11 protein-coding genes are annotated in these 23,047 nt (G+C 73.2%); all 11 read left to right on the top strand.

Translation table 11 applies throughout. The features are described 5' to 3' along the window. Positions 1-99 precede the first annotated feature (99 nt). Positions 100-861: a hypothetical protein gene (locus OV427_RS33325; RefSeq protein WP_267860250.1), complete on the top strand. Its 762-nt coding sequence runs from the start codon at positions 100-102 to the stop codon at positions 859-861. Then, positions 858-1,664 (top strand): hypothetical protein, encoded by an 807-nt coding sequence (locus OV427_RS33320; protein ID WP_267860249.1) that lies wholly within the window; start codon positions 858-860, stop codon positions 1,662-1,664. The genes OV427_RS33325 and OV427_RS33320 overlap by 4 nt, the downstream gene beginning before the upstream one ends. Positions 1,665-1,761: 97 nt before the next feature. After that, the gene (locus OV427_RS33315) at positions 1,762-3,084 is read left to right on the top strand and encodes a DcaP family trimeric outer membrane transporter (protein WP_267860248.1); all 1,323 of its coding nucleotides are present in this window, start codon (positions 1,762-1,764) and stop codon (positions 3,082-3,084) included. A 108-nt stretch (positions 3,085-3,192) separates the two neighbouring features. Beyond that, entirely contained in the window at positions 3,193-4,449 is a 1,257-nt protein-coding gene (locus OV427_RS33310) for a hypothetical protein (protein WP_267860247.1), read from the top strand. A gap of 224 nt (positions 4,450-4,673) precedes the next feature. Next, positions 4,674-7,880 carry a poly-gamma-glutamate biosynthesis protein PgsC/CapC gene (locus OV427_RS33305; RefSeq protein ID WP_267860246.1) on the top strand — a complete coding sequence of 1,069 codons (3,207 nt, stop codon included), beginning with the start codon at positions 4,674-4,676 and terminating at the stop codon, positions 7,878-7,880. After that, positions 7,877-10,513, top strand: a complete 2,637-nt coding sequence (locus OV427_RS33300; protein ID WP_267860245.1) for a hypothetical protein — start codon at positions 7,877-7,879, stop codon at positions 10,511-10,513. The genes OV427_RS33305 and OV427_RS33300 overlap by 4 nt, the downstream gene beginning before the upstream one ends. After that, the gene (locus OV427_RS33295) at positions 10,510-11,613 is read left to right on the top strand and encodes a hypothetical protein (RefSeq protein WP_267860244.1); all 1,104 of its coding nucleotides are present in this window, start codon (positions 10,510-10,512) and stop codon (positions 11,611-11,613) included. Before OV427_RS33300 ends, OV427_RS33295 begins: the two co-directional genes overlap by 4 nt. 6 nt (positions 11,614-11,619) lie before the next feature. Next, the gene (locus OV427_RS33290) at positions 11,620-16,644 is read left to right on the top strand and encodes a hypothetical protein (RefSeq protein ID WP_267860243.1); all 5,025 of its coding nucleotides are present in this window, start codon (positions 11,620-11,622) and stop codon (positions 16,642-16,644) included. Positions 16,645-16,717: 73 nt separating this feature from the next. Then, entirely contained in the window at positions 16,718-21,313 is a 4,596-nt protein-coding gene (locus tag OV427_RS33285; RefSeq protein ID WP_267860242.1) for a hypothetical protein, read from the top strand. 36 nt (positions 21,314-21,349) lie between these two features. Further along, positions 21,350-22,582: a GNAT family N-acetyltransferase gene (locus OV427_RS33280; RefSeq protein ID WP_267860241.1), complete on the top strand. Its 1,233-nt coding sequence runs from the start codon at positions 21,350-21,352 to the stop codon at positions 22,580-22,582. Continuing rightward, entirely contained in the window at positions 22,564-22,995 is a 432-nt protein-coding gene (locus tag OV427_RS33275; protein ID WP_267860240.1) for a serine O-acetyltransferase, read from the top strand. The genes OV427_RS33280 and OV427_RS33275 overlap by 19 nt, the downstream gene beginning before the upstream one ends. Positions 22,996-23,047 lie beyond the last annotated feature (52 nt).

The raw sequence follows: 23,047 nt of genomic DNA, 5'->3' as shown, positions 1-23,047 counted from the left end.
CCACCCCGGGAGATCCGGGGTGGGAGCCCTTCGTTCGGGGCCTGATCCGGATCAGACCCATCCTGGGGTAACGTGCGCGGGTCCAGGAGGGCTCGCCAGGTGTCTTTCACTTCCCGGTTGGAAGGTCTGCTCCAGAACGTGGGGTTGGGCGGTGTCGTGGGTGAGGTGCGCGCGCTGCTGGGGTATACGCGCGAACCGGCTTCGCCGAGGAACGAGGCCGTGAGGCAGGCACCGCCGCCACGCGCGTCGGCGCCGGCTCCAGCGCCCGCGCAGACCGTGGTCGAGCGCACGCCGCGCCCGCGCCCCGTCGCCGAGGCCGCGGCTCCAGAGGCGGAAGCTCCCGCTCCGTCCAGGGCCGCGCCCGCCCGGCGCGCGAAGGCGAAGAAGGCCCGTGCCGCGAAGAGCGCGAAGGCCCCCGCCCACGACGGCGCGGAGGCCCCGAAGGCGCGCAAGGGTGCAGCGTCCCGGAGCCGCGCGAAGCCGAAGAAGGCCGCGCGCAATGGAGGCGAGGCGGCAGCCCCGCAGGACGCGTCCGTGGTGGTGGCCCGTCTGGTGGAGGCGCTCAAGGCGCACCCCCGGCACGAGGCGCTGCTGTCCGCGGGCCGGCAGAAGGACCAGCTCGTGCGCTCGCTCATCCCCCTCTACCTCGCGCGCGCCGTGGAGGCGGACGTGGAGGTGACGTCGGGGACCATGTCGCGCTTCTGGGGCGAGCTCGGCGTCACGTACGCCGCGCCCAACGCCGCCAAGGCGCTGCGCCTGCACAGCGGGTACGCCCAGGACACGAAGAAGGGCAAGGCGATTACGCCCCGGGGCATACAGTACGTGGAGGAGGCCCTGAAGCGCGCGGGAGGGTCGGCGTGATTGCGCGTGCGCTCATCGTGACGGCCTTCGCGCTGGCACTGGCGTGGGCGCCCCAGGCGCGGGCCGAGGAGACCGTGGCGCTCATCTGGAAGGGCGCCAAGAAAAAGGCGGACGTGGAGTCCCTGGAGCCCACCTGGAAGCAGCTCGAGACGCTCCTCACCGACGGAGGCGTCGTCGTTGCGGAGGGCTTCCCCACGCTGGTCCAGAGCAACACCGTGCGCGGCCTCAAGCCCGGGTTCTGGGTGTGGGTCGTCGGCTTCTGTCCCGCGGACGAGGGCGCGCGCGCCCTGGAATTGCTGAAGCTCGTCGCTTCCGACGCCTACTCGCGCGAAGTGAAGGTCCCCGCGAAGAAGCTGGCCTGCCCGAAGACGGAGGATGCGACCCTCCAGGCCGACTCCCACGAGTTCAAGCTGTCGAAAGGCCGGATGCTCCGCGTCCTCACCTACGAGGAGTCCAGCGAGCCCGAAGGGGACGAGCCCGGCGACTCGTACACGCGAACCCACTATCTCATCGCGCTCATGGACAAGTCAGGGGCGCTGCTCGACACCGGGGACGTCGTGGGCGAGGAGCGCTTCTCGGGCGACGTGCGCCAGGGGCCCATGGGCTACACCTGCCACGTGTCGGAGTTCGACCGCGACGAGAGCGGCGTCGTGGAGTTCGTCCGCTCGTGCTCGGCGACGGTGGCGGAGTGCGACTCGGTGGTGAGCAGGGACGAGGTCACCCGCTTCACCGTGTCCGGAGACTCGCTGACGAGCAAAGAGCTGCGCCGCAACGAGCAGCGCATGGAGTGCGGGGAGGACTAATCGACAGCGTCGCGGCACCCCGGGGCGTGGTGCTGCCCCGGCGGTGACTCCGCATCCTCTCCCTCCACTTCCCCCTCGGAAGCCGGGAGCGGGCCCCATGCGGAGCGTCAGCCAGGTGGTGCTGTGCGCGCTGTCGCTCGTCGCGGCCGGCGCCCTCGCCTTCCCTGCTCCCGACACGACGGACGCGGCCTCCGACGCGGGCACGACCCCGGACGCCGGCGTCTCCATCGCCGAGGAGGCCACCGAGTCCGAGCAGCCCGAGCCGCCCACCACCCAGGAGAAGCCGGAGGAAGTCCCGGGTGCCCTCATCGACCCGGACCTCACCGGCATCGTCGTCAGGACGGGGCCGGCCACCGAGGAGGACCTGAAGCGCGGCTACGTCACCTTCCGCGGCCGCATCAAGGTGGACCTCAACTACGACTTCAAGCCCATCGCCAACGAGGAGGACTTCGTCCTCTCCTCCATCCCCATCGGCACCCAGCTGCGCGGGCCCAACCTCAACTTCAACGCGAAGCAGAGCCGCCTCTTCTTCGAGGGCGGCAAGCTGTCCCGGCTGGGGCCGCTCATCGGACATGTGTCCGGCGACTTCTACGGCGAGGGCTCGAGCGGCGGCGACTTCCGCGTCTACGAGGTGTACGCCTCCGTCGGCCCGCTCCTGGCGGGACGCAAGTGGTCCACCTTCATGGGGCTGGATTCCATTCCCGACACGCTCGACTTCCAGGGGCCGGGCTCCATGCTGGCCGCGCGACGGGAGATGCTGCGCTATGGCCCCACGCTGGGGCCGCTGCTCGTGCAGGTGTCGCTGGAGCGGCCGGAGCCGGACTTCACGCTCGCCGACGACGAAGCGGAGGCGGTCCGCATGCCCCTGCCGGACGTGGCCGCCGCGCTGGAGCGGAGCTTCGGCGAAGGGCGCATCCTCCGCCTGGCGGCACTGGCGCGATGGTTCTCCTATTACGAGCTGGAAAGCGATACCGGGGACGATGCCCTGGGCCGCGGTGTCATGCTGAACGCGCTGTGGACGTGGGCGCCCTCGAAGTGGCGCGTGTCCGCCCAGGTCCACTACGGCAGCGGCCTGGGCAGCTACATCGGCGACCTGATGGGACAGGGCCTGGACGCGGTCGTCGTGGCGCCGGGACGGCTGGAGCCCGTGACGTCGCTCGGCTTCTACGTCGGCCTCGAGCCGCAGTGGACGGAGTGGCTCGCCTCCACCTTCACCTACGGCTACCTGGACGTGTCCCCGCCCGCGTCGCTCCCCAGCACCACGCTGGAGACGACGCACTACCTCTCCGGCAACCTCAAGGTGCGGCCCGTGCGCTCCTTCGAGGTGGGCGCCGAGCTGCTCTTCGGCCGGCGGCAGGACCAGGACGGACGCGCGGCCAATGCGGTGCGCCTCATCCTGTCGACGCGCTTCTTCTACTGACGGCCCGCCATTCATGGAGCGAGCGGACGGGCGACCGCCCCGTGGCCCGTCCCGTGCCGGGCGCGGTCGAAAGAATGGTCGCTACCGGTCGGCTGTTCGGCTTCGTCAATGACGACGACCTTCCCAAAGCGCTCGCTCGCCCTCTCGCTGGTTCTCCTCGCCGTCATCGGCTGCACTGGCGGCGCTGGCGGCGGTATGGGTTCGACCGACGCGCCGGGTGCGGTGGAGTCCCCCGCGCCCTCGACGCCGTCCCAGCCTGTCTCGGGCACGACGCCCGACACCTCCGCGCCCTCGCTGCCAGAGACGGCCTCCGACGAGCCCACACCCACGCCGGAGTCCACGTCGCCCGCGCCGCTTACCCAATGCGCGCTGCCCGCCGGCCTGCCCTTCCAGCAGGGAAGCCTGCGCACGTGGCTCGGCACGGTGCCCATCACCGCGGCGAAGAGCGAGGGCTTCCGCGAGCCGGGCGGCACCGAGCTCACCGCCTTCGAGCGGGCCTTCCGCGAGCTGCTCGCCACCGGCGCCTCCACAGAGCGCGTGCAGGACTTCGCGCAGCTCGGCTACTCGCTCTCCACCTACCGCGACGACGACAGCGGCAACGGGTGGCTCGTCCTCGCCGACACGACCCAGGGCCGCGGTGGCGGCACATTCATCATCAACCTCGCGCCCGCGCGGGACTTGTGGCTGGAGACGCCGCACGCCGACTCCGACGAGGGCACCCTGCGCCAGGGCGCGGAGCAACTCGTGGCGCTCGGTGCCCGCGCGCTGCTCATCACCGGGGCCAACCGCTGCGCCGGCGCTGCTGCCAGCCCGTGCAGCGGCACCACTGGCGTGTGCGGCACCACCGGCCTGCGCCTGTCCGACGCCGCGCACTACGCCAACACCTTCTTCACCTCCGCCCACCGCGCCCTGCGCGACACCTACCCCGCCGGCATCGCGGTGAGCGTCCACGGCATGGACGTGGCGGGCGACGGACCCGAGGCCGCCGTCGTCAGCGACGGCACCTCGAAGGACCGCGCCGGCTCGCTGTCCGTGCGCCTGCGCGACGCCCTCAACCAGCACCTGCCCGCGAGCCCGCGCCGCGCCTTCTCGTGCAACGCGCCTGACGACTCTGGCAAGCACCGCGCCCTGTGCGGCACCACCAACGTCCAGGGCCGCATCGACAATGGCGCCGGGGATGCCTGCTACGCCGACGCGCTCGCCGCCAGCGACCGCTTCCTCCACCTGGAGCAGTCCGCGACGCTGCGAGGCGCCGGCGCCGCGGCGGACGCCGTCATCCAGGCGCTGGCGGACACCGTGCCGTGCTCACTTCCGGGCAATGGCCTGGGCTGCCCCGTGGCCGCCAGCTCCACCGCCTGTCGCTGATCCTCCCGGGCACGTGGTGCGTGCAGTCCGTGTGCCGCTGAGGCGCTGACGCACGCGCTCACGCACACCCGAAGACTCCCGTCTGCACCTTCGGGCGGTGGCACTGTCCACCGGCCAGCAGTCGGACGTGTCCCGTCGGTTCCCTGGCCGACGGTACACGCATCCCTGGGAGTGCCTTACTGGCCGGTGAGAAGAGGCTCCTTAGCTTGGCGCGGAGCGACGTCATGGCGCTCTTCTCCACACTGACCCTGTTCCCGGCCTACTCCCTCGACACCTCCATTCTGGCGGCGGTGCTCGTGGGCGTGCTCATCCTCGCCCTGCTCACCGAGATGTTCGGGTGGGTCTTCGTGGGACTGGTGGTGCCTGGCTATCTGGCCTCCGTCTTCGTCATCCACCCGGAGGCGGGCGTCACCGTCGTGGCGGAGGCGATGCTCACCTACGCGCTCGCACTGGGGCTCTCCACCGGGATGAGCCGGACGGGAGCGTGGAGCGAGTTCTTCGGTAGAGACCGCTTCTTCGCCATCGTCCTCTCCAGCGTGCTGGTGCGCGCACTCAGCGAGGCGGTGCTGCTGCCGCACCTGGGCCGCTGGCTGGACGCGCGGTGGGGCACGTCGTTCGCCCTGGACCGCAGCCTGCACAGCATCGGCCTGGTGCTGGTGCCGCTGACGGCCAACGCCTTCTGGAAGCTGAAGCTGCGGCGCGGGCTGTGGCAGGTGGGCGTGCCGGTGCTGCTCACCTACGCGCTGCTGCGCTTCGTGCTGCTGCCCGCCACCAACCTCTCCTTCTCCAGCCTGGAGCTGATGTACGAGGACGTGGCGCAGGACTTCCTGGCCAGTCCCAAGGCCTACATCATCCTGCTCACCACGGCGCTGCTGGCCGCGCGCTTCAATCTCAACTACGGCTGGGACTTCAACGGCATCCTCGTGCCGGCGCTGCTGGCCCTCACGTGGCTGGAGCCCGCCAAGCTGGTGGCCACGCTGCTGGAGGTGCTGCTGCTGGTGGGTGGCACCCGCGCGCTGCTGGCCATGCCGGGCCTGCGCACCCTCAACCTGGAAGGACCCCGGAAGACGGTGCTCGTCTTCTGTCTCGGCTTCGTCGTGAAGTGGGGCATCGGCTGGGCGCTGGGCGGACGCGTGCCGGGGCTCAAGGTGACGGACCTGTTCGGCTTCGGCTACCTGGTGCCCACGCTGCTGGCGGTGAAGATTCTCCAGAAGAAGGCCGTGGCGCGGGTGATGTTGGCCACGGTGCACACGTCGCTGGCGGGCTTCCTCGTGGGCAGCCTCGTCGGCTTCGGCCTGTCGCTGGTGGAGCCGCGCCCCGCCACCGCGCTGCCCTCGGAGCAGCTCACCGCACGCGCACCGGGACTGGGGCTGGACCAGAGCCCCCTGGGCGTCATGGCGCTCGCGCACGCCACCGCGCGTGAGAACGACGCCAGCGGTGTGCCGCTGCGCCGCCGCAACAGCGAGCTGCGCCAGTACGTGGCGCTGTGGCACGCCGCGAGCACGTGGCTGGAGTCGGGCGGCATCGAAGGAGAGCGCGCGGTGCGCGAGCGCGCCCAGGCACTGGGCCTGGAGCTGCGCGCGCTGCCCAACACGCCGGCTGGAATGCCCGAGCGCTTCGCGCTGGTGGAGCGCGAGCGAGTGGAAGGCAGGCTGGGCTGGGACACCGCGGTGCTGGTGCCGGGCGCGCCCGGGCCCGTGCTGGAGGTGCCCCGCCCGCTGACGGAAGCCCCGAGCGCCGAGGCCGCCGCCGCCCTCTGCGAGCGCGTGCGCTGCCGCGCCATCATCGCCAGCGGCCTGGACACGGTGGGCGCCGGCCTGCGCACGGGCGATGCCCTCATCGAGCCGGACGCGCCCCTGCGCAACGCGCACGTGGCGCTGTCCTCGAGCGAGCGCGTCCAGGTGCGCGCCGACGCGACGCTCGCGCCCGGCAAGGCCCTGCTGCATGTGCCGGGCGGCCAGGTTCCCGCCGCGCTGGAGCGCCTGTGGCCCGGTACGAAGATGACGGACGTGGCCCCGCCGGAGCCCGGCCAGTCCTGGGGCGAGGCGCGGCTGAGCGTGCTGCGCGCGCACCCCCATGACCTGGCCACGCTGGCGCTGGAGGGACTGCCGGAGCTGCCCGCGCCCCTCACGCAGGCGCAGGCCCGGGCCGCGCTGCTGTCGCCCCCGGAGTCCGCGCCGTACGCGGAAGGCGCCGCGCCGCGGCCCACCGACGCGGAATTGCTGGTGCTGGAGCAGCAGGTGGCCACGCCGCTCTTGGGCGGTGGCGGGGCGACGGTGCCAGAGCCGCTGCGCGCGCGCTGGGCCGCGGCCATGGCGGGCCTCATGGGCATGGAGGTGCGCCCCATCGACGGCTGCGCCGACACCGGCCCGTGCTGGTGGGTGACGGACACGGAGGGCCAGCCCGGCCGCGCCGGCGCGGCGCTGCTGGTGCGCCCGGGCACGGGGACGCTCGCCTTCGGGGTGCCCGCGCCGGACCGCGAGCAGGGCACGCTCGCCGTGGCGCTGGAGGCGTGGCAGGAGGCACGCGGCCGCGCGCTGGTGGTAGCCATGCCGGGCGCTTCGGAAGGGGCGCTCCACCCGGCCACCCAGGGACAGCTGCGCACCACCTTCCAGGCCTTCCACCAGGCCGTCCACCGCTCGCTGCCGGAGGGGAGCGGCCTGGTCCTCCAGGTGCGCGGCTACTCGGGGCGCCCCGCCGTGAATGCCGACGTGCTGGTGGACGTGGGCGGCCCGGTGCTGCAACCGGAGCAGCGCCCCGCGGACCTGGAGCGGCTGCTGGCGACGAGCGGCCCGCTGGGCTGGCTGTCCACGCGCGTGCGCTACCACGACGGCTCGCCGGAGCTGGCGGGCCTGTCGGACGCGAGCCCGCAGGCGGCCTTCTCCCGCACCTTCGGCGGGGCGCGCGTCGCCACGCTGTGGCTGTCCGAGCCGCTGCGCGGCGCCTTCGTCGGGCCCCGCCTCGTCGCCTCGGAGCTGGCCCTGGCGGGCCTGACGAAGCCGGCGCTGGCCGAGGCCCCCCCTCTGCACGCGCTGCTGAAGCCCGGCCTCCAGACCTCGACACGGCCCGTGCCCGCGGCGCTGCAGGAGCGCTTCGCCGCGCTCACCGCGAGCGCCGAGCGCTACGTCCTGCAGCAGAACGTGCATGAGCTGCGGATGCTGGCCCGGGCGGGCCGCGCCGGCGCGGTGACGCAGTCGGTGCGCTCGGGCTACAGCGCGGCGCACGGGCTGCCCTGGCTGGTGGTGGAGGCGCGCCAGGGGCGGCACGTGCTGCGCGGCGTGTACTTCCTCCAGCAGCACCCGGCGCCGCAGAAGCGGTTGGACCTGGTGGCCGGAGTCGACGGACTGGAGGAGGCCGTGGACGAGGCCCTGCGCCACCGCAGGCCCGTGGTGCTCACCGGCGAGCTGACGTCCTCGGAGGGACGCCGATGAACACGAAGTCTCGCGCCCTGCTGGCCCTGGTGGGACTGGTCGTCACCCTGGGCCTCATCTACGCCGCGAGCGCCAGCGTGGTGAAGAGCGCCGGCTCCACCGCCGCGCTGCGCGACGACAAGTTCGCCCGCGCCGAGCGGCTCGTCTTCTACCGGCTGAAGCCGGGCGAGGAGATGCGTGTGAAGGTGCCCTCGGATGCCGAGGAGCTCCGCGTCGTCACGCACCTGATGCTGCCCGAGGGCACCACCTACGGCCCCGAGCGCCAGTACCAGTACGGCCTCAAGGTGCTCCTGCGCGGCCCGGACCAGGTGCTGTTGGACAAACCCCTCTTCACTCGCACGCGGCAGAGCAAGGCCCAGCCCCAGGAGGACGGCACCTGGCTGCAGGAGAGCGCCTTCGCCACGGACCCCAACGTCCAGGTGACGGACGAGCGCGAGTTCCTCGTGCGCCTGCCGCCGCCGCCCCGCCCGGAGCCGGCGGTCATCTACCTGAAGCCCGCTGGCATCCACGGCACGCTGCTGGTGCGCGTGTACGTGCGAACCCAGCGGAGGCTGCCACTGCTGTCCTCGCAGCGCGCGGCCGACCTGCGCGCCGAGGAGCGCGTGGAGCGCACCACCTTCCTCCCCTTCGAGAAGCTGTCCGCGCAGACGCGGCACAAGCTGACGGAGGAGAAATGGGAGCGGCTGAGCGCGGAAGGCGAGGCCGGCACCGACTACTTCATCGAGCCCGTCTACCGCACCCCGTTCCGCCTGCCGCTGGTGGAGGTGGCCGAGTCCGCGCAGGAGCGGCTGGGCGCCGGCAGCGCGGTGGCCCTCAACGTCACCGGCCCCGCGCAGGCGGTGCTGTGGCTGTGGAGCACCACGCCGGACACCGAGGGCGGCACGCCCACGCCCGCCGGCCCCGTGACGGTCCGCGCCCTGGGCTCCACCGGCGCGGAGCGCACCTGGGACCTTCCCGCGCTGAGCAGCGGTGCCCCGGTGTCGCACGTGCTCGACGTGCCGGAGGGCCTGCACACGCTCTCCATCCACAACGCGGGAAAGGAAGACCTGCGCTACACGGTGGAAGGGCCGGCCGGTGCCTGGCTCGCGCCGGAGGAACTGCGCCCCACCGCGCAGCCCGACGCGCGCATCGCCTGGCTGCCCGACACGCGCCGCACCGAGGCGTTCGTCACCGGCCCGGGCTGCGCCACGCTGGACCTGGAGCTGGACGCCGACATGGACTCCGCCGGACGTCTGCTGCGGCTGGACGCGCGGCGGCTCGGCGTCACCGGGGCCGCGGACGAGAAGGCCTCGAACATGCTGCTCACCGTGCTGGACGCACGCGGCAAGGTGATGGACCAGACGCGCATGGAAGTGGCGGCCCAGCCGGCCACCTTCGAGAGCGCGGACCTGCCGCGGACTCCTGGCCAGTTGCTGCCCTGCGCGGAGGCGCGCGCGGCCGCGGCCAACGCGGGCACGGGCGAGGTGACGGACCGACCGATGCCGGTGTCCGTGCCCACCAGCGCGCGCGTGTTCCTGCCGGCCGGAGCCCGCAAGGTGCGCGTACATACTTCGAAGCCGACGGCGGTGTTCCTCTCCACCTTCCTGGAGCCACAGGGCGGGCTGGCGGGACTGGCGCCGTACCTCGATGAAGGCCTTCAAGGGGTGCGCTGGCGCAACGCGCCGCTGGACCGGCGGACCTGGTACCCCCTGCGCCCGGCCAACGTGACGGAGCTGACCCGGCGCGGGGCGCGGATGGAGCTGCTCAGCCAGGTGCGCCTGGAGCCGGAGGGGCTGGAGACGGTGTCCGCGCCCTCGGGCACCACGGTGGTGCTCGAACCGCTGGGCAGCCCCGACACGCAGGAGGTGCTCGAGCCCGTGCAGGGTGCCGCGGACGCGACGCGCGCGCTGTCCACGCTGCTGACGCCGGGGCGCGCGGTGCGCACGCACTTCGATGCACGCTCACCGTCGCGACCGGAGCTGCGCCTGTCACTGGAAGGCGCCGAGGGATTGGGCAGCGAGGTGGAGGTGGTGCTGGACGGAGAGCCGGTGCACCGCTGGACGCTGCGCGCGACCCGCGCTAGCGAGCTGCTGCCGCCGATGCCGCCGGGTGAGCACGAGGTGATGCTGCGCACCACCGTCGAAGGGCTGACGGCCACGCTCAACCGGCCGCCGGTGGCGGGCAGCGGGCTGGGCGCCCGCACCGTGTACCGGATGAACGGCGAGGGCCTCAGCGTGCCGGTGCGCAAGCCGGGCCCGGGCGCCGTCACCGTCAACATCGTCGTCTATACGCAGCAGCCGGAAAGCGGGCCGCAGCAGCGCCTGGCGGTGACGCTGGACAATGGCCAGCCCCACCGCCGCAGTGGCGTGCTCCTGCCCCGTGTCACCCGCGCGGCGCGGGTGCTGCCACTGCCGGCGTCGTCTCGTGCACCCGCCACGCCCGCGGGTCGCCCGCAGGCGCGCTGGTACGCGCGCACCGTGTCGGTGACGCTGGGCGAGGACCTGGCGCCGGGCCTGCACCACGTGCGCGTGGTGCCGCAGGGACTGGGGGACTCGCCGCTGTGGACGCGCTTCTTCATGTTCGGCCATGAGAGCAGCGAGCAGCCCACGCAGGAGTGGAACCGCACGGGCTGGGAGCTGGAGGACTCGCTGTGAGCCGCTGCCTGTTCCGCGGGGCCGCGCGCTGGCTGGCGGCGGGCGTCCTGGCGGCGCCCGGCCTGGCACCGCTCGCCATGGCGTCCGAGCCCGTCGACCGGCCCGTCCCCAATCGCGAGGAGCCCACGCGCACCGCGCCGCGAGGCACCTCGGAGCAGGACGAGGAGGCCACCTCCTTCACCATGGCTGACGACGACACCGCGCGGGTCCGCCCCATCAAGGGCTGTGCTCCCGACGCACGCTTCGCCGGACTGTGGCCGAAGCTGGCCGACGTGAAGTTCCACCCCACCACGCTGGAGGAGCGGGCCGCCTTCGCGAAGCTGCTCCCCGCGCTGCTCGAGGCCGCGCCGGAGACGACGACACCTCCAGCAGGCGCGGAGAAGCTGGCCTCCTCCGTGGGCTTCCGCCTGGAGGTCTGGGAGGGGATGCAGGATACCTTCTGGGTGCTGCGCGAGAAGCCCGAGCGGCTGCGGGGCGCGGGCGCCTACGTCATCCGCACCGGGCCCGCCACGGACGACGTGGTGCAGGTGCCGCATCCCTGGTTCGACAAGGGCACCGAGGGCATCGGCGTCGGCCTCTTCGCCTGTGGGCTCAAGGGCGAGCGCCCCCGCGTCTTCATGACGGCCACCGCGCACCGCTACCACGGCAGCCCGGGCGAGACACCCGAGGACCCGGAGCACCCGGCGGACGTCGCGCACAACCCGGACCACCTCTTCCAGGAGGTGACGAACCAGGTGGCGCGCACGCTGTCCGCGCCGCGCGTGGTGCAGCTCCACGGCTTCGGCACCGCGAAGGCGGAGAGCGGGCTGCGGGACAAGTCTTTGATTGCAGTGGTCAGCTCCGGCACGCGCGAGCCCACGACCTGGGCGCGGCGGGTGTCGAAGCAGCTGGTGAAGCTGTGGGGTGAGGGAGTGCGCCTGTACCCGGAAGGGACACAGGTGCTGGGCGGGACGCAGAACGCCCAGGGTCGGCTGCTGCAGGCGTACGAGCACGCGCGCTTCCTCCATCTCGAGTTGTCGGCCCAGGCCCGTGGGTCCCTCTCCTCCGGAGAGCGGCTGGCGCGGCTGGGCCACGTGCTGTTCGCACCCTTGGAGGATTGAGCGCCGATGTCTCCGCTTCGACGCCGCACCCGTCTCGTCTCGCTGGCAGGGCTCATCGCCATGCTACCGGTGGCAGTGCTCGCCGCCTCGCCGTCGGAGGCGCTCCGCTCGGTGGAAGGACTGAGCTGGGAGCCGCGCCCGGTGCGCGCCCCCGTGCCCACCGCCGACGTGCGCGCCGCCGCGCCGTACGTGCCGGACGGTGTGCCGCAAGTCACGGGCGCCGTGCAGGTGGGGCCCGAGCGTGGCGCCGCGTTGTGGCTGGGGCCGCTGGACGTGGCCCGCGTCACCGGCGCGCCCGGCACGCTGCGCTTCGTGCGCGTGCCGGTGGCGACGGACGCGCAGGGCTCGCACCTGAGGCTGGAGGAGGAAGGCGTGCCGGAGAAGCCCGGCCGCTGGTACCTCGCCGAGCCCATGGGCCCGGGCAGCATCTGGGTGGTGACGGCCACGAAGCCCGGCCGCGTCTGGGTGGAGCGTCCCACGCCCTTCGAGACGACGCACACCGACGAGGCCATGCGCGAGGCGCTGCTGCGCTGGGTGGACGGCCAGGGCTCGCGCCCGCCCCTGCCCTTCCAGGCGTCGCTGCGCACGCGGCTCGACCTGGACGCGGAGCTGGAGGCCACGCTCGCGGAAGGCGTACCGGAGAACGCGCCGCTGCGCACCGCCCTGCGTGACTGGCGCAAGGCCGCCGCGCTGCGCGAGTGGACCCAGGTGTCCCCGCTGCGCGGCGCGAGCCTGCGCGTCGCCCGTCCCCGCCCGCCCGGCGCGGAGGTGTCGCTGGAAGGCATGGACGCGCCCTGGGTGCGTCCCGGGGAGGGCACCGGAAGCTGGGCCGTGGAGCTGGAAGGCCCCGGCGTGCTCGCGCTGGAAGTGCGTCCGGTGCTGCATGGCACGGAGACGCCGCCCGTCGCGGTGGAGGTGCGCAGTGAGGGCGCGACGCTGGCCTTCGCCGACGTGGCGCCGGAACCCGCCTGGGTGGAGGGCGCGTCCGACGTGGCGCTGCCCGAGGACCGTCGGCCGCGCCTGCTCCCCTCGGGGGAGCACGTGGGCATCGAGAACGAAGTGCGCGTGGCGTTGCGCCCGGGGAAGCACGCCTACCGCGTGCACTGGGACGGCAGCGGCGTGCTGCTCCGCGCCCGCGTGGTGTCGCGCCGGCCGAAGCTGGGCGAGGCGCTGGCGCATGAGGCGAACTGGGTGGACCACGCGCGCAAGGCGTGGGACGCGGTGAAGGCAGACGGCTCGCCTCGCGCAGCGCTGCTGCGCCGTCAGCTCGTCGTGCTCGCGCCGGAGCTGGCCTCGGGGGATGCCAGCCTCACCGTCGTCACCGACGTGAAGGACCTGTCTCCCCTGCTCCGCGCGCTGGTGGCGCTGGACGAGGCGAGTGGAGACCGCGTGCCGGAGGCGGTGGAAGCCCTTCGAGCACTGGAAGGCAAGGCGGCTCCCACGCCGCTGGCCTGGCACCTTCGGCTGCGCGCGGCGCGGATGCTGCTGGACATGCGGCAGACGGACGCGGCGCACGCCCTGCTGGGCACGGCGCCGTCCTTCCCGGAGCCGGGCTGGCTCGCCGCCGAGGCCGCCGGGCTGGTGTCGCGGCTCCCGCTGGGAGACCCGCTGCGCAGCCGTGAGCTGGCCGCGCTGGAGCTGGCATGGCGCGCCGAGCCGCTCTCCGACGAGATTCGCCGCCGCTACCGCTCCGCATGGTGGCGCGCGAGCCGCTGGTCGCGCGTGACGCCCACGCCGGAAGAGGACGCCCCCACCCTGCTGCCCACGCGCTGGCTGGACGTGCAGGCCATGGATGACGAAGAGGGCACGCCCGCGAATGGCGCGCTCTGGCCACTGACACCGGGAGCCACCACCCACGTGCACGCCACCGGCCCCGCCGAGGCGCCGACGCTGCTGCGCGCGTACGTGGTCGCTCCGTCGCGCGCGGGCACACCGCTGGTGCTGCGCGTGGGCGAGCAGGCCTTCCCGCTGCTGCCGCTGGCCGCAGTGGAGCCCGTGGAGATTGCCCTGCCGCCCGGTGACCACACCGTGAGCCTGGAGGGCGGCGCCGACGCGCGCGCCTTCCTCTCGCTGCCGCCGACGGGGACGCCGGGCGCGGTGGCGGAGGTCGGCTACATCCGCACGCAGTGGCCGGTGCGCGTGGGAACGAAGGCGGTGCGCTTCTTCGTGCCGGACGCGAAGCTGCCCACGCCGGTGCGGCTCCAGTTGCGCGGGCTCGGCGACGTCTCGAAGCCGGTGACGCTGCGCCTGCACACGGACGTGGGCCGGCCGCAGAAGCTGGTGCTGATGCCGGGCCGCGCGGGTTCCAGCCACCACGCGTTGGAGGGCGCGGAGGGCACGTCCGCCGCGCCGGTGTCCGCGGTGGTGATGCTGCCGCCGCTGGCGCGCGAGGTGTGGTTCGAGGTGGAGGGCAAGCAGGCCACGCCGCTCGTCGCCTCGCTGTCGGTGCGCCGGGGTGCGGCGGGCTCGCTGGACGCGGTGGCGCCCGCCGTGGCGCTCGCGGGGGCCTCGGCCATGGACACGCTGCTGACGCTGTCGCGCCGGCTGCGCGAGACGCCGGACGACGCGGAGCCTCGGTTGGCCCGCGCGGAGCTGCTGCTGTCGCTCCAGGAAGACGGCTTCGCCCGCGCGGACCTGGTGCCCCTGCTGAAGGACCAGCGGCGACTGTCGCCGGAGCAGTCCCGGCGACTGCTCGCGATACTGGGCCGGCTGCAGGACGACTCGCGAGAGGGCGTGCGCTTCAGCCAGGCCATCACCGCGCCCACGCTGATGTCTCCCGCGTACTCCGTGCTCCCGGGCGCGGAGCAGGAGGACCTCACGGCGCGGGTGGCGAAGGCGCGCGAGCTGGGCACGAAGCGCGCGCTGGAGCTGCTGACCTCCGACGGCACGGGCACGGTGGCGAAGCGCTACCTGCGCGCTCGCTGGCTGGCGGCGTCGGGCCAGGACGAGGCTGCGGCGCTCGCGCTGGTGGCGCTGTACCGCGAGACGGGCCTGCCGCAGGTGGGCCTGGAGGCGCTGGGGTTGCTGGAGCGCCTGGAGTCCTCCTCCAAGGCGTGGAGTGAAGGCGGGGCACCGCTGGGCGCCGCGCTGGCCGCGCAGCTCGAGGGCTGGGCGGACCACCCGCGCGTGCGGCACATGCGCGCGCTGGCCGGCCGCTGGACGCACTGGGAGCGGCTGCGCGACGCGGAGCAGGCGGCGGGCCTGCTGGACGCGCTCGCCGACGGCGACCCGGAGGAGCCGGAGACGGGAGACACGGTGCGCAAGGCGCTGCTGGCGCCGCCGTGGCCGCTGGAGCAGGGCCGGCTCCTGCCCTCGGGCCGCTCGCGCGTGCTGAGCATGGACGTGCGCGAGCCGCGCCCCGTGGGTGCCCAGGTGCTGTGCGGCTCCACGCCGCGCGTGGGCGTGGACGGCCCCCGGCCTCCGTGCACCTTCGCGCTGCGCGTGGACGGCCGCACCGTCATGGAGCAGCAGGTGGAGGACGGGAAGACGGCGCTGCTGACCTTCGTGCTGGACGTGCGCGGCCGGCACCAGGTGGAGGTGCTGCACGGGCGAAACGCGACGCCGGCCCTCGGCCTGGTGCGCTTCGTGGACCCGTCCGTGGCGGGCGGTCAGGCCGCGCCGCTGTCCTCGCAGCAGCCGCTGACGCTGCTGCGCAGCAAGCCGGGCACGCCGGTGGTGATGACGGTGCTCGGGCCGGGCGCGCTGCGCATCCAGGCGCGCGCCCTGTCGCCCCAGGCCGGACGGCACGTGCTGCTGTCCAGCGTGGTGGTGCCCGCTGGCGACGGCACGGGAGGCGCGGGCGCGGAGGACGGCCCGCCGATGCGCCTGGGTCTGCCGGAGGACGTGGACGCCACGGTGAAGGGCCTCGCCGGTCCGGTGGGCCGCGCGGGCGAAACGTGGCTGTTGCTGCCCGGCAAGGGCCCGCACCAGGTGCGCCTGGAGTCGCCCGAGGGCGAGGCGCTGGTGCGCGTGGAACTGGGCGTGACGGAGCCGCCGGACGCGGCGCCGGGGCGCTGGTGGGAGCAGGCGTCCTCCGGGCTGGAGCCGCTGCCGTGGCCCGCGCTGCCGCCGCGCCTGTCGCTGTTGCCCGAAGGGGTGCCGCCCGCGGAGGCGCCGCACGGCCTGGGGATGATTTCCGCGGAGCTGGCCTTCCGCCGCGAGGAGGTCGAAGAGGGCGAAGTCCTCGAGCGCCCGCTGCGCTCGGGCATGGACGTGCGCCTGGGCCTGCGCCGCGAGTTGGTGGAGGACCGCGCGTGGCTGCGCTTCGAGCCCGAGGCGCGCTACCCGGTGGGCCAGCCCACGGTGTTCGGCGCCAACACGAACCTCTACCTGACGCGGCTGCCGCTGCGCCTGCGGCTGAACCTGCACGGCGCGTTCTTCACCCAGTCGGTGGAGGACACGCTGCGCTGGAGCGCGCGTGGCCGGGCCACGGTGGACCGGTGGGTGCAACTGAGCCCGGACCTGGGGTTGGTGCCCTCGCTGGGGCTGGCGGTGGAGACTTCGCACGGCGGCTCGGCGGTGGACCCGGACCGGTATGACCAGAGCGTCTTCTGGCGCTACGGCGAGGACCACCCGCGCCGGCTGATACCGAAGCTGTCGCTGCGCTGGCAGCCCTTCCAGGACCACGTGGGCTCGGTGGGGGCGTTCGCCACCACCAACGCGGACCTGGGCACGCTGGACCACGCGGGCGGCGGCGCGAGGTGGGCGGCCCTGCTGGGCGGGCCGCTGCGCGGCACCCGGGCGGAGCTGGGCTACGAGCTGACGTACCGCATGCGGGACGAGCACCGCGCACAGGCGTATCTGCGGCACCGGGTGGCGGGCCGGTTGGATTGGAACGTGTGGGCGGGGAACGGCAACCGGCTGATGCTCTTCGCGGAAGACCGGGCGCTGCTGTCGGACCCCTTCGGGTTGCAGAACGTGTTCTCCGTGGGGGCCCGCTGGGACTGGATGGGCGGCCGGGGTCTGCGGGACATCACTCCTCCCGAGGAGGAGTTCGAGGAGCTGCTCGATGCAGGACGTTCGCTCGACTGAAGTGTCCTCGTCCCAACGCGACCGTGGCCCCCGGGAGCATCAACCGGGGGGAGTGCATAGCTCTCCCCGCGACATGCAACCGCCGTCTGATCCGCTGGAAGACCTGCTCCTCGAGGCGCTTCCCCCGCTGCACCGGCGCATCCGCCGCGCCGTCGTGGCCCGGCTGGCGCACCGGCTGCGGGAGTCGTGCCCGCGCCCGCACGGGGGCGGTGACGGCCACGCGCTCTGGCTGCGCGAGGCCGTGCAGTCCCTCGTCGCCGAGGTGGCCGTGGTGGACGCCGAGTCCGCCGCCCTCACCCGCCGCTACAACGAGGCCCAGGGCGAGGAGGCACGCCGCCAGGTCCTCGTCGAGCACCTCACCCAGACGGTGAAGAATCGGAAGGACCGCCGCGAGGACCTGCGCGCGCTGGACCGGTGGATGGGCCTGGATGCGCTGCGCGAGCGGTTGGAGCGCCAGCGGCACCAGTTGCTCCAGGAGGAGGAGACGGCGCTGCGCTGCCTCACCGGAGCGCTGGGCCGGCTGGATGACGACACCCGCGTCACGCACGCGCAGGCCCTGACGTCCCTGGCGGGCGAGCTGCTGGAGCGTGTGGCGGGAGCCCCACGCGCGCAGAACCGCCTGGCCGCGCTGGAGTGTTTCCACGCCCTGGTCCGTCAGGAGCCCGCGTCGGTGGCGATGCTGCTGGAGGCGGGCCCCACGCTGTCGGGCTTCGTGGGCCAGGAGGACGCGAGCCCCTTCTTCCAGGCGGAGGCGCTCCGGGCGCTGCTGGTGACGGACACGCTCGCGGGCCTCGCACTGCTGCGCCAGCGCCTGCGCGGTCCCTACCCTTCCGCGAAGGACTTCCTCTTCCGCAGACAGGCGCTGGAGCTGTCCGCGCCGCTGCTCCCCGCCGAGCACCTGCTGCCGCTGCTGACCGAGGTGGCCTCACACGACCCGAGCGAGTTCGTGCGCATGGGCCTGTGCGGCCTGCTGGCGGCGCGCGTGGAGGGCCAGTCCCTCCTGCGCCAGCTCGCGGGACTGGATGGAGCCACGCAGACGCCTCGCGTGCGCACGGCCGCGGTGCTCGCCGCCGTGGAGGCCACGCACCACGAGGCGCCGGTGCGGGACCGCGCGCTCGTCCTGTTGGTAGACGTCCTGCGCGAGGACACCGACGCGCTCGTGCTGCGTGTGGCGTGCGAGCAGGCCGCCGCGCTGGCGGAGGCGCTCGGCCCGAGCCTCGGTGAGGCCCACACCCGACTCACCGACGCCGTCGCCGCGCTGCGCACGCGCCCGGACACGGCGGGCCTGGTGCTGGAGACGGCGGCCAATGCCGAGCAGGTGCTCCGCCGCACGGCGGACCCGGCGCGGCTGGCGTGGACCCGGTACCTGTCCCAACGCGTGGAGAAGCTGCGCCCCGGTGGACGCACGAAGGTGACGCTGGAGCCATTGCCCGACGGGCTGCCGCCGATACCCGAGGAGCCGGCGTGGCTGGGCGCCATCCTCGCGGACCTGTCGCGGGACGGGTATGGCCTCTACGCGGAGCGTTCGGAGCGCACGCTGACGCTGTGGCAGGGAGACCGGCAGAAGCGCAGGCTGTGGCGCATCCTCCACGAACTGCGCACGCCCGCGCCCAACAAGCGCCAGGCCTTCCAGCACACCCTGGGCCGGGTGATGCCGGGCACGCTGCGCGCGCACCCGGGACACCTGGACGAAATCACGGAGACGGTGGTCCCCGGCGAGCGCGTGCACGTGGCCAGTCAGGGCGGCTGGGGCCGGCACCTGCCCACCGTGGATGACCTGTTGGATTTGCCGCTGCGAGCCAACGGCAAGGTGCACCTGTTCAGCAGCCACGGCACCACGGTGCTGGTGCCTCCGCCCTCACTGGCGCGGCGGCTGCGCAACCGCCTGCGCGTGACGAAGGACTACCGCCGGCTGTCGGCGCTGCGGCTCACCTCGCTCCAGGGCGAGGAGCCGCGCGAGCGCCGCCGCTTCGTGGAGCACGTGGAGAAGGACCTCGGCGTCCTCGTGCACTTCTCTCCGTACGAATCACAGGCGCAGGTGCCCGGCCCGCTGTCCACCCTCTTCGGGGACCCGGACGACGGCAAGGGCTCGCGGCTGCACACGCCCGCGCTGATGGGGCTGGAAGGCGGCATCCTTGCGCTGCTCACCGAGCGCATCATGGAGAGCGAGGGCTACTTCCTCGGCGGCGGCGGCAACGGCATCGCCGCGCTCGGCATCTTCACGGCGGCGCTGTTCACCGTCTTCCTGGGGGAGACGTACGTCAAGCGGCAGCAGGTGCGGAAGGCGCGCGCGCAGGTACCGCTGTGCATCGGCGGCTGGGGCACGCGCGGCAAGTCCGGCACCGAGCGCCTGAAGGCCGCGCTCTTCACCGGCATGGGCTTCGACGTGTTCGCGAAGACGACGGGCTCGGAGGCGATGTTCGTGCACTCCGCGCCGGGCGGCACTCCGACGGAGTTCTTCATCTTCCGTCCCTACGACAAGGCCACCATCTGGGAGCAGAAGGACATGGTGGAGCTGGGCGCGCGCCTGGGCACCGAGGTCTTCCTCTGGGAGTGCATGGCGCTGCAGCCCAACTTCGTGGAACTGCTCCAGAACGACTGGATGAAGGACGACGTGGCCACGCTGACCAACGCGTACCCGGACCACGAGGACATCCAGGGCCCGGCCGGCATGGACGTGGCCACCGTCATCACGAAGTTCATGCCGAAGGACGGCAAGGTGGTGACGACGGAGGACCACTTCCTGCCCCTCTTCCAGCGAGCCGCGAAGGACGGCGGCACGGCGCTGCACCACAGCGCGTGGTGGGAGGCGGAGCTGATTCCGGAGGAACTGCTCGCGCTGTTCCCCTACCGCGAGCACCCGCGCAACATGGCGCTGGTGGCCACACTGGGCGAGCAGCTCGGCGTGCCGCGCTCGTACGCGCTGGCGCTGATGGCCGAGCACGTCCAGCCGGAGATTGGCGTGCTCAAGGTGTTTCCGAGCGCGAATGTGCGCGGGCGGAAGCTGACCTTCATCAACGGGCACTCGGCCAACGAGCGCACGGGCTTCCTCAACAACTGGCGACGCACCGGGCTGGACACGGTGGAGCCGGAGACGCAGCCGGACCGTGCCGTCATCACCGTCATCAACAACCGGTGGGACCGCGTGTCGCGCTCGGAAGTGTTCGCCCGCATCATGGTGGAGGACGCGGCGGCGGACCGGCACGTCCTCATCGGTACCAACCTGGAGGGCCTCCAGAAGTACGTGCGTGACGCGCTGGACCGACACCTCCAGCGCATGGAGGTCGTCGCCGCGGAGGACCTCGTCGACGGCGGGGACGCGAGCCGTGCCGAGGTGCGCCTCACGCGCGAGCTGGCGCGACTGAAGATTCCGCGTCCCACGCCCCAGGCCTTCTTCGAGCGCCTGAAGCTGTACGCGAAGGGCGCGGGGCTCACCGCCGTGCGCACGCCGGAGTTGGTGGCCGCGGTGGAGTCGGCGCTGAGCACGCCGGACGAGCACGTCGCGGTGGCGAAGGTGCGCTCCGCGCTGGAGCGAGAGGTGGGGCCGCTGCTGGACGCGGCGCTGCGCGTGGAGCCGGTGCGCGAGGACGCGTCGATGCCGGAGGTGCTGGCCCCGGCGACGAAGGACGAGGTGTGCGAGCACGCGCTGTACACGCTGGCACGGCTGGTGGTGCACGCGCGGCTCAAGGCGGCGCTGCCCCGCGCGGGCGCGGACGCTGACGAGGTGGCGGCCTTCCACCGGAAGTTCCGCGACGCGTACCGGGACATGTACCTGGAGCAGCTCGTCCCGGTGAACGACGAGGGAGCGACGGGCGACCAGGTCATCGACGCGTGCGCGCGGGCCGTCCCGCCGGGCCTGGGCGTGAGCATCATGGGCGCGCAGAACATCAAGGGCACGGGCCTGGACTGGGTGTACCGGTGGCTGGCGCTGGACAGGGTGGGCTCGGCGCTGGAGGCCCTTCAGAAGGGCTCGTCCGAGCCGCGGCGGCGTGCCCTGGAATCACTGGAGACGTTCGCGGACTCCGGGCTGGTGGACGCGGGGCTGGCGCGGGTGGCGCTACCGCGGCTGGCGCTGAGTGCCCAGACTCCGGAGGAAGCGGAGCGGCTGCGGCGCCTGGCCGAGAAGGCGCGAGCCACGCACGAGGCGAAGCTCGCGGCGCTGAAGCACACGGGGACGGCGACCTTCATGCAGTCCGTCACACGCAAGGTGGAGAAGGTGTTCGACTACCTGGACAGCGTGCAGCGGCGCCGGCTGAGCGAGATGTTGCTGGAGGACCTGGTGAGCGGCCGCGTGTCGCACGCGCGGGCGGCGCTGGAGACTCGCAAGCTGTACGAGCGGCAGAAGGGCGGCTGGCTGTTCTCGGGCTTCGGCTCGGGCAAGCCGGAAGAGTCGCCCGCGCTGCCGGCGCCCACACTGCCCGAGGTGCGGGAGCCGGTGGCTCCGCAGCCGCTGCGGGACGTGTTCGACAAGGCCTTGGGTGCGAATCGCGGCGACGTGGCGGTGCCAGTACCAGGGCCCACGCACGGCGCGAACACCCAGGTGGTGACGGCACCGAGGCCGTCGTTGGAGGGGGGGCACGCGAAGCCTCGCGAGGAGCGGGAGCCAGCGGGCCAGGAGGCACCGGTGCCACGTGCACCGGTGGACGACGCGGGGGATCCGGCGAACTGAGCCGGCGGCGTCGCGACAACCTGAGGAGGGAATTTCATGGAGGAGCTTCCCACCCCGGATGCTCCCGGCGTCGCGAGTGTGCCACCGGGCACACGCGTCGGAGTCGGAGGACCGGGGCACAACGAGACCACACCGGGTGCCCGGCGGCGCGCGCTGTTCTACGCGCGCCAGGCGATGCGCGTGAGCGAGGTGCGCGACCTCTCCGGATTCGACGCGCTGGAGTCGGAGTGGAATGACCTGGTGTCGCGCACGGACGACCAGGTCTTCTACCGGCACGAGTTCCTTCGCTGCTGGCTGCGGCACTTCGCGCCGGAGGGATGGCTGCGCATCCTGACGGGGCGTGACGCGGAGGGCCGGCTGGTGGCGGTGCTGCCGCTGCGCGCGCAGCGGGGGCAGCAGTACGGGATGCCCGTGCGACAGTTGCTGTCGCTGACGAACAAGCACTCGTGCCGCTTCGACTTGCTGGCGGAGGACCCGCGCCGCGCGGGGACTGCGTTCCTGGCGCACCTGATGAAGGACCCGAGCTGGGACGTGCTGCGGCTGGCGGACGTGCCCGACGGCGGCGCGGCCTTCGCGGTGCTCGCGGCGGCGCGCCGGGTGGGAATGCCCTGCGGGACGTGGGAGAGCGCACGCTCGCCGTATGCGCTGCTGCCGGACTCGGTGGACACATGGCAGCGCGAGCGGGGACGGCAGTCCAAGCCGCTGCGCCGTCGACGCCGCCGACTGGAGGAGCGCGGTCGGGTGACGCTGGAGCGGGTGACGGGCGGAGAGCGCCTGGCGGAGCGACTGGAGGAGGGCTTCGCGCTGGAGCGCAGCGGCTGGAAGGCGCAGCGCGGGACGGCGATTGCGCAGAGCCGGAAGCGGCTGGCGTTCTACTCGGACCTGGCGGAGGTGGCGGCGAAGGCCGGCTGGCTGGGGCTGTACTACCTGCGGCTGGGCACGCAGGCCGTCGCGTTCCAGTACGGCCTGGAGTACGGCGGCCGGTACCTGGCGATGAAGCCGGGCTACGACGAGCGCTTCGCGGAGGTGAGCCCGGGGCAATTGCTGACGGAAGGGCTCATCCAGGACTGCATCGGCCGTGGGGTGACGGAGCTGGATTTGCTGGGGGACGACGCGCCCTTCAAGCGGGAGTGGACGGACACGGTGCGTCCGCACCACTGGCTGTTCATCTACCGGAACTCGCTGAGGGGCCGTGCGATGTACCGGGCGAAGTTCCGCTGGGCCCCCGTGGCCCGGAGAATGGTGGGGAAATGGGTCCGACGGCGCTGACCTTCTACCGGGCCGCGAAGCGGCTGAAGACATGGCATGTGCCGGTGCTGCCGGACGTGGTGGCCGCGGTGGGCACGCGCATGCACCAGTGTCACGTGGACCTGGCGGCAGAGCTCCATGCGAGCGTGGAACTGGGCTACGGCGGCATGGGCGTGGTGGTGGCGCCCGGAGTGGAGATTGGCGAGGGCAGCTTCCTGTCGCAGAACGTCAGCGTGGAGCCGAAGCCCGGCGTGGTGGGTGCGCCGCGGATTGGACGCAACGTCTACGTCGGCGTGGGCGCACAGATTCTCGGTCCCGTGACGGTGGGTGACGGGGCGGTGATTGGGGCAAACGCGGTGGTGACGGCCGACGTGGAGCCCGGAGCAGTGATTGCGGGGATTCCCGCGCGGGAGCTGAAGCGCAAGTCACGGTGAGCGCGAACGGACCTGGCGCCCGGCTGCTCCGTCGATTGAAACCCGCTTCTGC

The organism is Pyxidicoccus sp. MSG2, assembly GCF_026626705.1.
GTDB lineage: Bacteria > Myxococcota > Myxococcia > Myxococcales > Myxococcaceae > Myxococcus.
Note: the sequence above shows the minus strand (reverse complement) of the source record. Positions and strands in the feature narration are given on the sequence as shown.